We start from the raw sequence: 18912 nt of genomic DNA on the forward strand, positions 1-18912 counted from the left end.
AGATCCGAATTAAACACTATTATATCATTTTTTTATAAGTAGTTTAACTCGCTCTACTACACTCGCACCTTCTACTTTCTCCCGTATCTCGCAAATAGACGTCCTCTTTGAAATATAGCCGATGTAAGAACCCCTAATTTCTTCCGAAGTTAGAGGTCCAAAAAGATAGTTAGCATCAGTTAACTTCGATGTTGTCATAACATAATCGGCTCCTTTATGTTATTTCAACATCTAGCGGCGGACCAGGTCCCTAATACGGACTAACAATGATTTGACTAGCTTGTTTTTTGTTCCCTTGCGCCAAACCGCTCTTGCCATATTACTTTCACGAAGTTTATTGTATAGCGATCGTTGACGGGCAGCATTACTTCCATACTCTTCGTACAGCTTCCCAACATTCCGGTTTATAGCTGCTAAAGTACGCTCTGAGTTTCTTTTATCGATATATTTGAAGTAATAATTTCGCATATCGGTATACTTATCTTGTTCCTTGAAATCGCGCTCAATGTATAGCTCGATGTGAGGAATTAGCTCCTCTACCGTAAAGGCACGCTCACCGAACAATTCGGTATCCATATCCATGTAGCTGCCTTGCAGCTTATTGTATTTACTAGCATCGAACTGGAAAAATAGAGTCGATTTATGCTGATAGTACATTTCCCAAGCTACACTGGAATAATCTGTTATCAGCATAGAAGATCTCATTAACAGTTCATTAACCTTGACTTCACCAAATTGCACAATTTGGATCGCGCTATTTTCTTCTCTAAACTTATCGACATGCTCAATAAATTTAGGATGCAGCAGAAAATGAGCCTTTATATTGTTTTTCTCTAACAGGTCTTTCAATGTTCTGGATTGCAGCAAACTGACATAGTTGTGATAATAACTGGACTGTACAAACTCTTCCTCCATAATGCCATCCATCCATGAACGCCAAGTTGGCATGATGAGAATTTCTCTGTTTTCTTTACTAGACTTATCCTGCAACGCGTCCCATCTGCATAGTCCTGTAACAATTATTTCATTCTGATCGTATCCGAAGTGATTCTTAATAATATCCCGCTCATAATCAGATGAAACAGCAAACAGATCGACTCCGCTATGCTTCGTCTTCTTGAAGACACCTTTATCAATTTTCTTGAGTGCAATTACTCCGTGCTGCAAGAACACAAACTTTTTCTCATCCAGCGCTTTCTTGAGACGCCCTTTTTTGATACGGATATCATAGCTATGTCCCTTGGATTCCGAGGACACCAGCAGTTTCGCCGCATACATGTATACCATATACTTAAAGCTCATAAACTTGATGATGCGGTTCTTCTTATCTCGCAGATCCTTATAATCAGCGGCATCCTTTTTGATAATAAAATAATAGTGGTCGTGTTTCTTATTCTCATAACAATATTCGAAGAAATAGTACCCGTTATCTTGCGCTGTGCTTGCATTCTTCTCATAACCTAACCAAATATTCCGTTTATCGAAGTACTTCCGGAATAGACGGTATACCCAATAAGCCGTATTCTCCTTTATTTTATATACACGGCTTTCATAAGCAGCACGCTCGCGATAACAGAAGGAAACTGACTTATCTAACGTAATATAAGGGTACATCATGTATTTTTCATCAACCCGATATTCATGGTCGATAATCCTGCTTGATACCCTGTTATTGATTTCCGGAGTCGGGTTTTTTAGTTTGACAAGAATCTCTTCGCCTTCAATATTCACGACCACAAATAAATCCCAATACAGCGGAATAAAATTGTATTGTGCTAGATTAATCGAGCACGACACAATTGCTTCTTCTTTTCTGCCTCTCTTTTCTACTGCGGGAATATCATATTCCATTACTACAGCCTTATTCCGTAATTTTAGCCTCATACGATCAATGCTGTATTCCTTGCATTCTGGTAATACTACTTTGGCTTCCAAAGTTACCGTTCCATTTTTCATTTGAAAACGTTCTACGGAAACGGATGATTTTAGTTTCTCATTATACAAATTAATGATTGGACGAATGACAACCGCCAATTCATTCTTCAGTGTTAAATAAGGCGCCACTACATTAATGGCAACATCATCATCACTCTGATCATTGTCACTCTGATCATTTTGTTCATCCGATTTAGCGATTGATTTGCTTAAAGCCGGATAATACCGTTTCAAAGCAGGTTCGATAGGTTTGCCCTCCAAGCCTACTTTGCCCTCAGTGATAATACCCGCATATTCGATCTGTAGATAAGCGTCCCACCTGGATTCCACATCCGCATGTTCTTCAACAAAATCCGTAATGTCTGCCTCAACCAACTGCCCATTTATTTGAGCAGGTATAATCCACTCTTCTTGGGTAACACGATTACGGAAGATGAACCGTGTGTCTTTTGTAACCAAGTCGCTTTCCTTGACATCAAACCGGATTATAGATTCATTCACTTCCAAATTCTTGATTCTAACCTGCTTAGGAACAATCTTATACACTTCGTTGAACAACTGTTCTGCCGGGCTAATAACAATGGAAAGTCCGTTATTAGCATCCAAATATATAGCGCCCGCATTGCTGTCCTCGCTGCCGCTTATATTCACAAATGCAGGATAATAGCGCTTCTCATTCGTTGCTATCGGCGTACTAAATAATCCTAGTTTACCTTCTTCAATGATATCAGCGTACTCGGTTTGAATATAAGCATCCCATCTGGAATCTTGATCTAGATGCTGTTCGATGAACTTGGACACGTCAATCATAATGATCGCAGATTCTACAACCGTATGCGGAACACGCCATTCTTCCTTTGACTCTCTGCTGCGAAGCAAAAAACGCGTCGTTTCATTTATTAGTACACTATCCTCGACTCTAAATGTAATACTAGTACCGTTCACTTCCAACCCTGCTATATCCGTTAGGCTGGAGACATTCGTATAAACATCTTTGCGATATACTGCGTCATCTCCGATTAAAAATACAAGTTCATTCTCTTCCGATTCATATCGAATAACATGGACCCCTGGTGTTGTACGGACAGGACATTTATATCGCTCTGATGCCTCTTGTCTCCAATTGCCAAGTTTTTTAACGAATTTATAAAGCAGCAATTGCTCTTGCTCGGATGGCCTGAACCCATAGCTTGCTTCATCAACGCCTACCTCTACATCCGTACTTGCCTGTGCGAACGCTTCGGCTTCCTCTATTGTTCTGGGCTCGACATCAACTGTCTCTTCGCTATAAAATTCGTAGGAGTTTGCCACTACTCGAATGCTTAGAGCCAACATCCATCTTTGCTCATCAACATAATGTCCTTGAGCAAATATAGCATCCAAACTTAACGACAACATCCCTTGTTCATCCAATGCTACACATGAGTCGTCAAGCTCACGGTATCGCTCTTCACCTTCTAGTCTGAGCATGAAAGATAGAGCAGCATCCTCTTCAAGCGCAATTTGAGGCAAATCCTGCAGTTGCAACTTCAGAGTCCCTTGTTCCCCATCCATTACTTGATCGTAGTAGATAACCTGAATTGGATGTACCGCAATCCCTCTGGCTCTATCCGCAGCGACGACGTCGCCTGCAAACAATGCCAAGGAGCCTTCTCCCGTTACATAGGGAATAAGGGTTAAGCTATGATCGATTCGAATCGGCTCGAAATATTTATTCCGGTCCTTCCCGACCTCCAAATCGACAATCCCCATACAATGCCTACGAATCTTTTTGCCCATGAATTCTTGAATAAATAAGTCATAGCGAGGACTATGAGACCAGTCCCTATTTAGATCAATGTGGAGCTTAATCTGTTGCTGAGTAGCATGTACGATCGTATGAGGTACAATAATCGGATTCTGCTCCGCAGGATCCGCCAACGTGACATAGATTTGCGTCTGGTCAAGAATGTTTCTGGTAGGAATCGTGAAGAACATATCGGTCCCTGCCAATGTAATCTCCTGCACAGTTACCTTCATGTCTACGGTTTGTGAATAAACTTCCCTAGCAGCTACAGCGTTGCCGCAAAGCAGCCCAAGAGCACCCATAATCGATGTATATGGGGTTATACTGCTTCTGTAATCGGCCCGGTAACTAGTTGTGCAATAAATCTCCTTGTGGGGCAGCGAAGTTACAATCGGTTCATACTTGCTGCCGTCGCCATCTACTATAAGTAACTCCAATCGCTGCTGCCCTTCCCTCGCGAAGTTTACTTCTGACAATGGCAGCGATAATACCATCCGCCCCCGATTGTTTACATATTGGATAGGCAGCGTTTGCTCAATACCGTCCAGTTGATTTTTCAGTACGACCTGTAGCTCACGGTCTGACAACAGCTCCAAATCTATATCCATTAACAGTTGATCTTGCTCAATACTGTATTGAAACAACCGCAATTCTGTCATTTTATATGTACGTCCCTTTCGTGCGTTTAAAATTATAAGTTACATATCTGCTTATATATACGATTGCTGTTCTGATCGTCGATTTGATCAAATACTCGACTTCGACGTCGCTCCAGACGCTCTATGTCGATACTGCCCTCCAACACTTGCTCTATTCCCGATATTAAAGCTTGATCATCCTGTACGACCTCACCGATATCCCTATACTTAATCTCCTCTACTTCAGAATGATGATTATGATAGGGATCAAATTGATAGAATAGAACTGGCTTCTTCATATAGAGAAAGTCGGTAGCTACGGAAGAATAGTCGGTTACGAGCAATCTGCTTGAGCGAAGCAATTCGGCAACTCGTGCATCATGCGGACCCATCACTTTAATCAAATTAGACCGGCTGTGGAACAAGCCGCTGAAAGACTGTAAATTATGATGCATATAGAATATCAACTCGTAATTATAACGCTTAAGCAGGGCGATTAACCTTGTATTGTTCAGCAGTCGATCATACATACGATAAAAATCGCTTTGTACGAAAAACTGTTCATCCTGCTTCGATAAATACCTTCTCCACGTCGGCATGACAAGAATTTGCTGTTTCTCAACTGTAGAACGCCGCAGTTGATCGAACCGGGACAGTCCAGTAACGAATATCTCCTCGTCACGGTAGCCTAATGTGTTCTTTATGATCTCTTTTTCTTTATTCGAACTGCAGAATATATAATTTAACCCGTACAACTCCTTATGCAAATAAGGCGATATGTTATGAATAATCATCCCGTGTTGAAGACATATATTCATCTTGCTGGCTACTTGCTCTCCGAACAACTGATTAAAAAATGCGCGTGAAGGGATCAAGCTCTCTCTTGTCGTCCATGCACTTATATATTTACTTGCTGCGAGCATATAGATAATATGCTTCCAAGACGAATGATAGATGACATTGCCATACTGGCTCACTCGATCGACATGCGGCGAGTTCCGATCAATAACATAAAAAGCATTCCGGTTAGGGTATGTCTCCCTGCAATACTTAAAAAACTCATATCCGTTATCTTCAGCTTGAGACGGTCGTTCGGCAATCAACCATATTTCCTTCCCCTTCGTCAGTCGGACAAATTCCGCAGAACTTTGCACAGCAAACTTGATGCTTTGTTCTCGTACATAGTGCCATCCTTTCTGAAACGAACGGTATACGTTTAGAAGTCGGCGGTAGTTTTGGCGCTCTAATAGTGACTCGTATTTACGGATATAGGTATCGTACCTCTTGATTCGCAAACTGTAATCAGAGGTCTGCTCATATATCTTCCTTAGTGGTTCACTAACCGGACGATTCACGTCCGCAGCCGGACTCGATTCAGATGGCGGCTGTATGTTTAACGAAGAAGAGAACTTCTTTCCTCTTAAAATCTGCTTCACTCCGTGCGCCATTTGATAAATTCGAAGAGCTGCTAGACGAACATTTCTTTTGATATGCTTATAATTACGGCTATACAACCTCGCCTTTGCTTGCGATTGCTTCAATTGGCAGGATAGTTCCAAATGTTGAATAATCCCATCGTAATTGTTTCCCTGCAGCATCTTGCTTATTACGCTGTAGCCTGGAAGCATGGATCGTATAAATTCAAACTGAAAATCAGATGTCACTGCTTTCACTTCTTTAAGGATAGCCATTCTTTCCGGTCTCAGCATTTCGTTAAATTCAGGTGACTCCATCAAGCCGAACAGTTCTTGCATCGCCGCCACCTCGTAATGACATCTCGCCCATTCATTAGAAAGCCGGCTGTGGACCACGTTCATCTGATTCAGCTGATTTTGAAACCAAGTTGTGTCCCACTCGTGAGACTTAACATTAACAATGCGTTTGGGCAAATAAGTGATTCGTTCCAATCCCATAAGAAGGCGACGATTAAACTCCCGCACTTGAACATCCCCATCAACTTCCGTCAATTCGATATGCTCTCTTAACAATGCATCCGTGCGAACAATTTTGTTGCCGCTTATCCCTATCAACTGGGCCAACACCGGTTCACGCTCTAGATTCGTATTATAGAAATATTTCTTCAGTTTCTCGTAACGGAGAATCGTAAGCATTCGATGCTCCTGAGCATGTTCGTCCCACTCATATTGACCTCCCATGATAAGGTCTGAGCTGTGCATTTGGATACACTCCAGCAGTTCAGCATACGCATTCGGTTGAATGGTCTCCCCTTCATTTAGAAAGGCAATGTATGGACTGCGGCACTTTCGCAGTTCATCATTGAAACATTTAACATACAATTCCGCATTCATGCATGGCAACACTTCTGCACTAGTGAAGCCTAATAGAGAGGCTTTCAATTGAGCGTTTTTGATTGGATGCCCTACAATAAACGCCCGCAAATCCACCTCGCCTGTATTCCAACGCTGTTCCTGAAGCGACAGGAAGGTTTGTTCAAACTGATCACTTTGAAGCGTAACGAATACGGCCAGTTTTGGATTAGGCATTTCGGGCACCCCCTTCTCAGTAATTGAAAATATATAAAGACCATTCCCTTTAAGATAGCCCAGGAATGGTCTTTCTCTTCAATGGTTACATTTGATCCACAAAACTCGTTCTCGCTTTCATATGCATCCACGCTCCGACTACAAACAGGACAACTATACACGCACCAACGTATAAAGAAGATTTGGTTGCAATCTGACTCAAATCATCGGTCAGCAAGCTTTCGCGGTATCCTTCAATAAAATAACTGAGTGGATTAAGTTGCATAACATTCTTTAATGTATCCGGCGTGCGTTCATTCATCGTCCACATGATTGGCGTGAAGTAAAACGCCATCCGTGTGAAAGACTGTACAACTAACTGAACATCCCTCGCCAATGTCGCAAGAGTTGATGTAATCAGAGCAAGCGCTAGAAGGAATGCAGTCAGCAATATTGTATAAAATAGCATTCCTGTAAGCGCTAGAATTGTAACTCCTTGAGTGAATGCAAGTATAGTGACAAGTATAAGAAGGAGTGCAACATGTGTATATAATTGTGTTAACACTACAGTAGTAGGAATGACGCTTAATGGAAATTTCATCTTCGATACCATCGGCAACTTTACATACACCGAACGAGTACCCTGGATAATACCACCGGAAATATAGAACCAGGGAATGAGGCCACACAGAAGCCAAATAATAAACGGCGTACCCTCTACAGGAGCCCCTCCGCGAATCCCCAGCCCGAATACAGCCCAATAGATGCCAATTTGCATAGCCGGTGTTAATATAAACCATAACAGACCAAGTCGATTCGAAACATGCATCGTTTTTAAGTCGTAGAGAGAAAGTCTCAACATCAGATAAGCATTCGTCCAATGCTCTTTAATTAGCCATCCAATCGTTTTCATGCAGAAGTTATGTTCTCTTTCTTATGTAGTGGAATGTATTGATGCAAGTTTCCGAAGTTGACGACTTGGAGCTTTCCATCTGCAGCCGTCTTGATACAATTCCGGGTATCGAACAGCATTGGGAGCTCCATCGAAGCTGCAACCTGTTCATACTGGAAGGACTTAATTTCCTGATGATCGGTCAGCACCAGAAGCATATGGGCCCCTCTAGCTGCCTCTTCAATGGACATCATCCGGTATATCGGTGTTTTGACGTTAGAGTCATGGATACGCACCTCATAGCCGGCCTTAACCAAGAGCGTAACGACATCAAGTGCCGGGCTCTCCCGGATATCATCCACATCCGCTTTGTAGGTAATGCCTAATACCGCTACCACTGGTTTCTCCACGCCAGTCAACAGCTCAGCGACTCGATCTGCTACAAACTCGGGCATCGATTCATTCGTCTTACGGGCTAGTCGTATCATGCGAGATAATTCCGGTGCCTTGGATACGATGAAGTAGGGGTCGACCGCAAGGCAGTGCCCGCCAACGCCAGGTCCAGGCTGATGCAAATTCACCCTAGGGTGATTGTTTGCTAATTTAATTACGTCCAATGCATCTATACTAAGGCTATGGCATATTTGAACAAGCTCATTAGAAAGCGCAATATTAACATCCCGATAAGTATTTTCCATTAACTTCGACATTTCTGCCGTTTTGGCATCCGTTCGAATGATTTCTCCTTGCACAAACAACGAGTAGAGTCGTTCGCCTGCTTCTGCACATGCCGGTGTAATCCCACCGACAATACGATTATTATACACGAGCTCATGCAAGATCTTTCCTGGAAGTACACGTTCCGGACAGTGAACCAAATAGATGTCCTTACCAACCAGAAATCCCGCCTTCTCTACCATCGGGCGAATATAATCGTCCATCGTACGGGGGGCAATCGTCGACTCGATAATCAATACGTTCCCTTTTTGAAGATGCGGAATCACTTGTGCTGTAGCCTTCAACACATGGCTAAGATCACAGGAGTTGTTATCATCATTCAAGTTTGGGGTAGGCACTGCGATAATGAAGGCATCGGCCGACTCCGGCACCAAGGATGCCCGGAACATTCCGGATGCAACGACTTCCCTTACAATCTCGTCAAGGCCCGGTTCCTTGATATGAAGTTTGCCTGCATTGATTTGCTCTACAATATCTCTAGAGATGTCTACACCGACTACTTCAGAGCCGTATTGAGCAAATATCGCCGACGTCGGCAAGCCGATATAGCCCAATCCAATCGTACATATTTTACTCATGACGCTCCCCTCTCCCTTCTCTCCTCAATAGCGCTTAAGGCGTTTGTTCACCGCGATAAGCGGAGCAACTCCTCGACGATCGTGGCAGTATGCTTCTTTCCCCGGTTCATATAACGATTAGACTGTGCCATCTTCACGGGATCTGCTTGCAATCCGGAAGCCGCTAATTCGTCTAACAGTTGTTCTTCAGTTCCAAGCACTTTGCCGAACAGGTCATTCTTATGATCAATCGGTCCCTCATTATAGTGACTCGAATAAAATTCGTCATAATCAAATTGATAGAACATGACTGGCTTATCCATATAAGCAAAGTCAAATGAGACAGTCGAATAATCCGTTATTAGCAAACGATGACGCTTGAGCAGTCGTTGCACCGTTTCTTCTCCTTGCCGCACCACCTGAATTCGCTCATGATAGGCCGGAAGACTGCCAAACAGTTGTTGGGTTTTATAATGCGGATAGAATGTTAGCTTCCAATCACGTTGCTCCAGCAAGGCATGAAGCCGTGGACTGGACAGCAGAGAGTGATAGGTCCGCCAGTAGTTCGACTTCTCAAGTTGATCTTCTGACTTTATCCATTTACGCCATGTCGGCATTAGCAGAATTTCGTTGCCACCGCTTGAGTCTTCGAGGTGGTCCCACCTAGCGAGCCCCGTAACAATGACCTCCTGGTTGGTGTAGCCGAATTCTTCTACGATATGCTGCTTCTCGAATGGAGACGAAACAACAAATAACGAATAGCCTGTCCGATTGCGATGTAGTGAATGATTTACTCGACTTACACCGATAACGCCGTGTTGAAGAAACACTTTATGCTTCGCCTTCCAGTTCGGGTACTGCTTCTTTATGTTCTTGTAGGCACCTGTATACATGTTTGCAGACTCGATATAGCTATTAATCGTCATATAGCTCGTTAGTAAATACATAGTATGACGAATGGATCCGAACAAAACAATGTTCCCATAGGGCTTAACTCTATCGTAATCACGAGAGTTCCGGTCAATAACATAATAGACTGGTAAACTTGGATTATTCTTACGCAAATACCGGAACAGATGATATGAATTGTCCTGCGCTGTATCTCGGCGCTCTCCAATTAACACTCTGTTCTTCTTTCTTAAGAACGTGCCGAACAGTACATAGAGCAGCATACAGAATAGTGCTTGGAAGTCCATCGATTTCAACAAGTACAGAATAAATCGCACATACCCCGCAAGTTGCCTGACTGATTCAACAGCTCTCGCCGGAATAGAAGCAGGCTTGATGACTACGGATAAATAACGACGCCTCTTGTAACGGGTAGCATACAGAAGCTTATTGCTTATGGTCGGCATCAGCCGATTGCGCAGCGATACAGCTCGAATTTCTAACGGCTGCTCCACCACTGTTCCCTTACCCACTGCTAGTTGTATGAACACCTGCCATTCGCCAACATTCGGCAACCGATCTAAATCAATCGTTGTATTGACGAAGCCTGCCTGGTCGTAATTTACGCCATGTCCAGCGAACTGGTGAGTTACATCTGTACGCAGTGACGTTGCCAAGTCATATTCTATAACCGTATTTCCATTCCGACATACAAGCTTCTTCCGGCAGCCCTCAGTAGAAATATTCGGAATGAACGCATAACCGCCAATTATAAAGTGCTGTTCTGATTTCTCGAGTACTTCGAGCCGATAGGTAATCTTGCTCACATCTGCCTTCAGACAATCCGCATAGGGCTCAAATGATTGCATCCAACCATGATAATACTCTCCATTTCGTTCCATCCACGATCCTTCAGGCACTGCATGTACAATCCTACTTATAAATTGTTCTAAATGCAGTTCATCATTCTGCCTTGCCACCTCTAACAGAAGTTTTTGCTTGAATGACAACTCTGCAAAGTCGATAGGGAGAACAAGTATGCTGACAAATTGCTGGACTAGCCGCATGAGCCGTGTCCGATCCTGCTCATATAAGGAACGCCCCGTATTCGCCAGCGTATCGATCAGGAAACGAAGCTGCCTAGCCTCAATATAATGAATACTATCCGCACGGTGAAGCTCGCCGTACATTGCACTAATTTTATTTTGAAGCTCAAGCAGTTGTTCCAAATAAAGAAAAGTCCCTTGTCGGGACAAGCTGCCCCCCTCTGTCTGCGTACGGTAATACAACAGTGGCAAAGGCTGGACAATCGTTCTATTCGAGGCAATCAGGCACCGTTCGGTAAACAGTAAATCTTCCCCAACTTGTATGCTCTCATCAAACTGAACACCTAGTCTTGCAATAAACGCACGCCGAAACAACTTATTGCACACAGAAGGCGTCAAATGAAGCTCAGGGTTATTAAGAATATGCCTAACGGTTCTAGCAGAGCTTGCTGAAAACATACGGTCCATATAGGATAAAGACCATCGACGCTCTTCATCGAAGCAGGAGATTTGTCCAATAGCCGTATCTGCATCCTTATTGCGAGCCAGTCTGTACAACTTAACCAAAACGTTAGCATCCATATAATCGTCAGCATCAAGAAAAGTAATATACTCTCCTGCCGCTAGTTCTAATCCACGATTACGAGCATGACTGACGCCATGATTGTCCTGCTCAATAATCAACAGTTGTGGAAAGCGCTTAGCATAATCTCGTATGATGTCACGACTTTGATCGGTCGAACCATCATCGACTATAATAAGTTGCAGTCCTTTCACTTGCGAAGCTAGCAAAGAGTCCAGGCATTGAGCCAGATAGTTACCTTTATTGAAGCTTGTAATGATGACGCTAATATTTATGCTCTTCATTGTCTATCACTCCAGCGTGCGTCTTCCTTCCCCGTATATCGGGCTTCTAACTACTGACTCGATGATATAGTTTCAATAAACTATGTTTCTCGTTATCCCAATTGTAGCGGTCTCTTGCAACCAAACAGTTCGCCTTCATCCGTGCATAATGATCCGGATTGTTCAATAAATAATTAACACCTTCTGCGATTGATCGCGGATCATGAGAATCGACACAAACACCGATATCCTCATTCTCTACAACCCTCTGAATCTCTGGGAAGCTGCAAGCAACTACCGGAACTGAACTCATCATATATTCGAACAGCTTGTTGGAGGAGGCCGAGTAATGATTGAAGCACACGTTGTTCAAAATCTGAAATCCTAGGTAAGCGTTCTTCGTATAGTGAAGCAGTTGCTCCATCGGCACCTTTGGCATGAACTTAACGCGATGCTCAAGTCCAAGCTCCTGCACTCTCTGCTGCAGTTCAGGCTTGATTCGACCATCCCCGATAAATACAACGATTCCTCGTTCAAACATCGGCACCGCTTCAACCAACTTATCTAGACCTCGGCCCATCTGAACTCCGCCTTGATAGAGAAGAATCGGCTCCTCACGCGGGATATCCAGCATCGCGTACAGATCAATCGCATCGCTTTCCTCCGGCTTCATAGGCACGGGGTAGTTGTGTACGACCTCTGGATAAAACCCGTACCGCTCTTCGCTGTACGCTGCCCGGGTATGGTTCTCCATAATCATGACATCAACCCGTTTGACGAAGAACCGCTCCATTATGCCGTAGATCGGATTGTTATAACCTGTACGGCTCGTCTGAACCTCGTGAGAGTCGTATACAAGCTTGCGACGACGAAAGATTCTGGCGCAGAGATAGCCTTGCGGCAGCGTATTTAAATCATTGGAATGGTAGATGTCATATGTCGATGCCATTCCCGCCCTTACCATCCGCAGAATGATACAAGCACGCAAGTATATCGTTTGTATTTGCCTTAGGAATATAATAAATGTCGCGACGAGCAACGGAATCATCACCACCGGAACGAACCACAACCCGAGAAGTGTCATCACGATTGCAAGGGCCATTGCCCAACGATTATTAATCAGTGCATCCTTGAGCTTAACAACACTGCCGAGCAGACTTGATTCATTCGACACTCGAATAACCCGAAAGCCTTCAGGACGTTGTTCGAGACGCGGCATGGATGAATCTCTTCCATCATGAATACATATCAAATCTACTTCATAACCATCTTGTGCCAATGAACTGCACTCACGCAGCACCCGGGCATCATTTGTAAAGTGGTTCCAGACGAACATGCCGATTTTCTTTGCCATATTCCTTCTCCAATATTTCAGCCAATACGGCGATGTTTTCTTTCCACCGATAATTATTGCGGGCAAAATGGTATCCGTTATTCCCCATATCCGCTCTCAACCTACTATCCGACGCTAACTTCACAATGTACTCATATAACTCGTCTGTATCTCGGTTTATCGAGGCAAAACCGGACTCCGACCTCTCGAGCACCGTTGCAGCATATCCCGATACGGAACCGACGATCGGTTTACCCATGCACATGTAATCGATCATTTTGCCTGGCAAAACCGTATCGAACACCGGCTGTTTCACTAAGCTGACGAATGCTATATCTGCATCCCGGACGGCGTTTGTAGCCTCCATCCGGTTATCAGCTTTAAGGAGCGTTACATTGGTCAGACCAAGCTCTTGAATACGCTGCTTTAGTCCCTTTCTTCTGTAGCCGTATCCGATAATCTTAAAACGAATATCTTCCCGATCCTTCAATCGCTCTGCGATTCGAATTAACGGCTCCAGGTCCTGTGCCAGCCCAATATTGCCCGTATAAATAACAACGATAGGATCCCCCGGTTGCCGTTCAGCCTTAACGGGCGGCAGCAGTTCCTTCTCCGTTAAGGAGTTCGGCATAAATCGAATGCGGTCGCTCGGAATGCCCTTCGATTTAATATGCGGCATAAAGCCTTCGCTGTTGATGATAATATTCTCGGCTTCCACATAAAGCTTGTTTTCTAACATTCTTGCCATCGCAATAATCGGCTTGTACGTAAACACGCCAACACCAAGCAGAGATTCAGGCCACAGATCCCTTACATCCAGAATAAGCGGACAACCTAGTCTGCGCTTTGCAATTAGGCCCGTTAATCCGATAAAGATCGCAGGCGTCGTCGCAATAATGTAGTCATAGTGATCACTCATCCGATAGATCGTACGAAGGAATTTATAGGTCATTTCACCATATAGGAGCAACCGCTTCATAATGTTCGAGCTGTAACGGCGGGTCCGCGTCCGAATCCGAATGACGTCCTTCTCCAGTTGGCTGTCTTGCCAAAAGCGCTCGTCCTTGTACAAATTCCGGTTCGGATAGCTTGGCTCCGACGTGAGAACAGTTACTTGGTGACCGCGCGCCGTCAGCTCCACATACATATTTTTGATCCGGTTAGCAGCACTTCCGATCTCGGGGTAGTAGTTTTGGGATATGATTAGTACTTTTTTAGACATGAATTCCTCACTACTCCTTCCGTATCGTATTCGCCGTTCCGATTGGTATGGTCTTATTCCCCTTGGGCGGCTGCCGCTGATTCTCTCGCCAGAATCAATTCCAACTCTTTAAGCAGATCAGAGCGCAGCTCCGGATTGAACAAGCCGAACTCAAGGTTGGTCAAAATAAATCCTAGCTTCTCGCCGACATCATAACGTTCACCATCGAATTCGTAAGCTTGAACACCCTGTTTTTCATTCAGCTTCTGAATTGCATCCGTTAATTGAATCTCTCCGCCGGCACCCTCTTCCTGCATTTCCAAAAAGGCGAAGATTTCAGGCGTTAATACATAGCGGCCCATGATGGCCAGATTAGAAGGAGCCGTTCCAGCCGCAGGTTTTTCCACAAACCGTTTGACTTCCCGCAGCTTTCCGTCATTATTCACCGGATCGATAATGCCGTAACGGTTCGTCTCCGAATCCGCAACCGACTTGACTCCGATCACTGACTGACCCGTTTCCTCGTATTGCTCGATGAGTTGCTTGGTACACGGCGTCTCGGACACGACTACGTCGTCACCGAGCAGTACTGCAAAAGGCTCATTGCCAATAAAATTGCGGGCACACCATACGGCATGTCCCAGGCCCTTCGCTTCCTTCTGCCTTATATAATGGATATCGACGCGCGAAGACTTCTCTACTTCGTCAAGCAGGCCGAATTTCCCCTTCTCCTTAAGAATCGTTTCAAGTTCGAACGATTTGTCGAAATGATCTTCTATTGCACGTTTTCCTTTGCCCGTTACTATGATAATATCTTCGATACCAGAGGCAATAGCCTCCTCAACGATATATTGGATGGTTGGTTTATCGACAATCGGCAACATTTCTTTCGGCATTGCCTTCGTCGCAGGGAGAAATCTCGTTCCCAGCCCTGCAGCCGGAATAATAGCTTTTCTTACTTTATTCATCGCTGAATCGGTCCCTTCATCCTAGGTTAAAAACCGGGCTATGCGAATTAGTCTATTTAGATAACACGAATAGCACGAATTTCAACTTCTCGCGTTATTGCTAATGGGGCATTTAACCCAGCCTCACATCACACCAACGACGCTTAACGTCTAAGGTCATCCGACCCACAGCGTGACCGAGTGCCTCCAGTGATAGAGGTGCAGGAGGCATTACCTTAACTTCTAGAAAAACAATAGAAAAGATCGGCCAAGCATGCACCGATCATGGTTCACAATCGCATTGCGTTAGCTTTGCGCGCTTTCTTGTTCTTCCTTCTGACGCCGTTCTTCTTGTTTCACAATTTCATCATAAGACTTGCCTTCGCTCGCACCGTACTTTTTCGCGATTTGCGACAACTCGTTATAGTCTTCCGGTGCTACCTTCTCCATTAGGATCTTGCGTGCAGCACGTTTCTTCTCAACGGTCATTCCGCCGCTCGCCAGGCTCTGCAGTTCCTTTATATCAGACAAACTTAGCGAACCAAGTATAATCGTGGTCACTTTTGCCTTCTCACCGACTGTAACCTTATCTTTGATGTTCAGCATTTTATCTGCATTAACATTCGGGGTATAGCTATTATCCGATGCATCAGAACTGCCCGCTTGCTGCTGATCGGATTGACCGCCGCCGCCAGCTGCTGCCCCCTCTTTGGAGTCTCCTGCTGCTTGCTCATCTGCCGGCTGACCCTCGTTCGACTCAGCGCTTTGACCATTGCTGGACGAGCCCTCCGCCTGAGTCTGACCTGCTCCGTTATTAGCATCCGCCGTTCCGTTATCCGAGGTTTCCAAATCGGCAGCAACGGATTGTTCCAGATCCGCAACTAAGCTTTCCGACATGGAATTCAAAAACTTATTTATCATGTAATTCGCGGTGAGCGCTCCACTAATGCCAAGAATAACAACGATTGAAACGCACCAAATCACAATTTTTTTCCATCTTTTCATTCAGCATGCCTCGTTCCTATTGAATTGCAACCAGCCTATATAACAACTCGAACCTTGCCTAGCCTGTTAACTACAGAAGCGGCGACGAGTGCATTTTCCCATTTTAATAGAGCCAATACGACATTATTAGACGCAATTATATGCAAATAATTACAAATTTCTACATCATTTCTGAAAAAAGTCTTCCTCTCATTGCATATGAGAGGAAGACTAATCAAGTTACATTGCCTTGCTCTTACTTCTTGAAGTTGATTGCACGATACAGAATAACAGCTGCTTCAGCGCGGTTAGCTTTTGCGTTAGGCGCAAATTTGCCGTTGTTGCCGATGATCAGGCCGTTCTCAGCAGCGAATGCTACGCCTGCTTTGAGCGACGAGCTGATCGTGCTTGCATCGGAGAAGCCTTTCAGTGCAGCAGCCTCATCCTTAACAGCTGCAGCGCCTTGCGTCGTTTGCAGAGCACGCGAGATCATCGTAGCCATTTCAGCACGCGTAATCGTTGCATTTGGTGCGAACGTCGTTGCCGTACGGCCGTTAATAATGCCGAGCTTCACAGCAGCGCCTACATATGGAGCGTACCAAGAGTCGCTAGGAACGTCCGTAAAGCTTACTTTGTTGCCTGCGCTCTCAAGGTTGAGTGCGCTGATCAGGATCTTAGCGAACTCAGCGCGAGTGATGTCGCCTTTCGGTACGAACTTGCCTGCCGAACGGCCTTGGATTGCACCCTTAGCAGCAAGAACTTCGATTTGGCGACCAGCCCATGCTTGAACGGCAGCCGTATCGGAGAATTTCACTTTATTTTCAACGACAACATACGAGGAGAACGTATCACGCGATTCCGTGATCATGCCGTCTGCCACTACGCCGCCTACGAATTGCAGTTTGCCGTTCACGATTTTTGCAACCGTGAGCAGTTCTTGGTCTACGCCATCTTTTTTGCTGAGCGGAATGCTGATCGAAATCGGGTTAGCGAATTGATCAACCGCTTGACCGCCGAGCTTCAGGCTGAAGTCGTATACAGCCGACAACGTTGGGTAGCCCTTAACAGCCGCTTCTTTCGATGCGTCCGATTGGCCAACTTCCAGCTCAAGGCTCTTCGCATAATCAGCTGCATCAGGAAGCGAGACCACAAGGCCGTCGATACCGAAGCCGATTGTGGAGAAGCTGCCGGATTGCCATTTTTTCATTGCACCCTCGGATAATTTAACAATCGCTGCCGATGGCTCAAGAGCACCAAGGTCGATCGTAAACTTCAGGGATGGCAGTGCCGCTGTTACTTTCGCTGCTTTGAAGAAGTCGCTCAGCTTGTCAAATACCTTTTGCGATTCTTCCAGGTTTTTGTTGATTTCAGTGTTGATTTCAAGAACAGCTTTGCCGTCTACAATTTTAACCAGTTTGGAAGCGTCGAACTTGCTCCATTTGTTGATTTCAGCAATCGCGAGCTCAATTGCTTTCTTAACGAGCTCAGCTTTCTCAGCATCCGTTGCGCCTTCCAGCTTCTTCAACAGATCATTGAATTGTTGGTCGAACGACGAACCTGGATCAACGATAACGCCGCCAATGTTGCCAGGCGTGCTGATGTTAACGAAAGATTTCAGATATGCCGTACCGATTGCATACAGGGCATCGTTGTAAACAGGAACTGTGATCGCGTTACGGAGATTCACACGTACTTGATCCATTTCAACCGTCGTAATGCCATAGTAAGCTGCGAACTTGCCGAAAACCGAATCAGTTTTGTTCAGTTCGTCTTGAATAAGCGACGTTACGAATTCATTCAGTTTGTCATTAGAAGCTTGAATTTCTGCAAGCTGCGTAATCGACAGGTTGTTAATCTTCGTTTTCGCGTTCTCAGCGATAACATTTACGTAATTAACGAAGGAATCCAACGAAGTATTCGTCGGGAGCTTTGCTTCAGCAATAAGGGCTGCTGCAAGATTGCGGTAGTCTTGATTAGTACGGACCGATTCAATGAAAGCGCCGTTAGCATCAAACTGAGCAGTCAACAAATCCGACACAAGCGCCGAAGCAACACCGCGTTGTTCAGCCGTCAGCGGGTATTTAGCCGAAATGCGATCCGTGATCGGAGCCACAATCGCTCTCTTTTGTTCCCACGACAAGTTTTTAACTGCCGTGCGAGCCGCTTCTACGTCAGCCAGACCATCTTGGCCCAGGTTGTCGTACACTTTTTTCAATGAATCCAGAGCTGTTGCCGTGGCAGTCAATTCCGTTGCATATGCGGATTGTACGCCAAACTTCTCAGCCAATCCTTTGCCGCTGAGCGGAATACCTGCGAAACTCGTAGCTACGACACTCGCCGCAACCGTGTACTTAACGATTTTGCCTTTGATACTCACTACAACATTCACCTCGTCTTTGCGTCCAAGCCAATGTACGCACTATTATGTAGTTCTCAATTATAATGATCTAATAGCAACTCTAGCACTTGAAACTTTTGATAGTCAATGAAAATAAAACACTTGATACAAATCGTATTTTCATAAATTTATGATTTTACGACTCTTATTTATATATTACTTCCCTGCAATCTTCACTGGAATTTCGTGATTTTTCGGAGTAAAGTGTACGTTTCTGCATTTTTCACTCCTTGTCTCGAT

At 44.7% G+C, this 18912-nt stretch carries 10 protein-coding genes; all 10 read right to left on the bottom strand.

Going from position 1 to position 18912, the window contains the following annotated elements; translation table 11 throughout:
• Positions 1-231 precede the first annotated feature (231 nt).
• Entirely contained in the window at positions 232-4380 is a 4149-nt protein-coding gene (locus PKO01S_RS13985) for a CDP-glycerol glycerophosphotransferase family protein (protein ID WP_127531968.1), read from the bottom strand.
• A gap of 32 nt (positions 4381-4412) precedes the next feature.
• The gene (locus tag PKO01S_RS13990; RefSeq protein ID WP_127531969.1) at positions 4413-6863 is read right to left on the bottom strand and encodes a CDP-glycerol glycerophosphotransferase family protein; all 2451 of its coding nucleotides are present in this window, start codon (positions 6861-6863) and stop codon (positions 4413-4415) included.
• Positions 6864-6948: 85 nt separating this feature from the next.
• Complete coding sequence (locus PKO01S_RS13995) at positions 6949-7755, bottom strand: ABC transporter permease (protein WP_174818574.1); 807 nt, start codon at positions 7753-7755, stop codon at positions 6949-6951.
• Positions 7752-9050: a nucleotide sugar dehydrogenase gene (locus PKO01S_RS14000; protein WP_127531970.1), complete on the bottom strand. Its 1299-nt coding sequence runs from the start codon at positions 9048-9050 to the stop codon at positions 7752-7754. Before PKO01S_RS14000 ends, PKO01S_RS13995 begins: the two co-directional genes overlap by 4 nt.
• A 47-nt stretch (positions 9051-9097) precedes the next feature.
• Positions 9098-11830, bottom strand: a complete 2733-nt coding sequence (locus PKO01S_RS14005; RefSeq protein ID WP_127531971.1) for a bifunctional glycosyltransferase/CDP-glycerol:glycerophosphate glycerophosphotransferase — start codon at positions 11828-11830, stop codon at positions 9098-9100.
• 46 nt (positions 11831-11876) lie between these two features.
• Positions 11877-13163: a glycosyltransferase gene (locus tag PKO01S_RS14010; protein WP_246070574.1), complete on the bottom strand. Its 1287-nt coding sequence runs from the start codon at positions 13161-13163 to the stop codon at positions 11877-11879.
• Positions 13117-14364, bottom strand: coding sequence for a glycosyltransferase family 4 protein (locus PKO01S_RS14015; RefSeq protein ID WP_127531972.1), 1248 nt, complete (start codon positions 14362-14364; stop codon positions 13117-13119). Before PKO01S_RS14015 ends, PKO01S_RS14010 begins: the two co-directional genes overlap by 47 nt.
• A gap of 53 nt (positions 14365-14417) precedes the next feature.
• Positions 14418-15311 carry a UTP--glucose-1-phosphate uridylyltransferase GalU gene (gene galU, locus PKO01S_RS14020; RefSeq protein ID WP_127531973.1) on the bottom strand — a complete coding sequence of 298 codons (894 nt, stop codon included), beginning with the start codon at positions 15309-15311 and terminating at the stop codon, positions 14418-14420.
• Between the two features lie 285 nt (positions 15312-15596).
• Positions 15597-16295, bottom strand: a complete 699-nt coding sequence (locus PKO01S_RS14025; RefSeq protein WP_127531974.1) for a hypothetical protein — start codon at positions 16293-16295, stop codon at positions 15597-15599.
• Positions 16296-16530: 235 nt separating this feature from the next.
• Complete coding sequence (locus PKO01S_RS14030) at positions 16531-18651, bottom strand: S-layer homology domain-containing protein (protein ID WP_127531975.1); 2121 nt, start codon at positions 18649-18651, stop codon at positions 16531-16533.
• Between the last annotated feature and the right edge of the window lie 261 nt (positions 18652-18912).

Source organism: Paenibacillus kobensis NBRC 15729, assembly GCF_004000825.1.
Lineage (GTDB): Bacteria > Bacillota > Bacilli > Paenibacillales > Paenibacillaceae > Paenibacillus_T > Paenibacillus_T kobensis.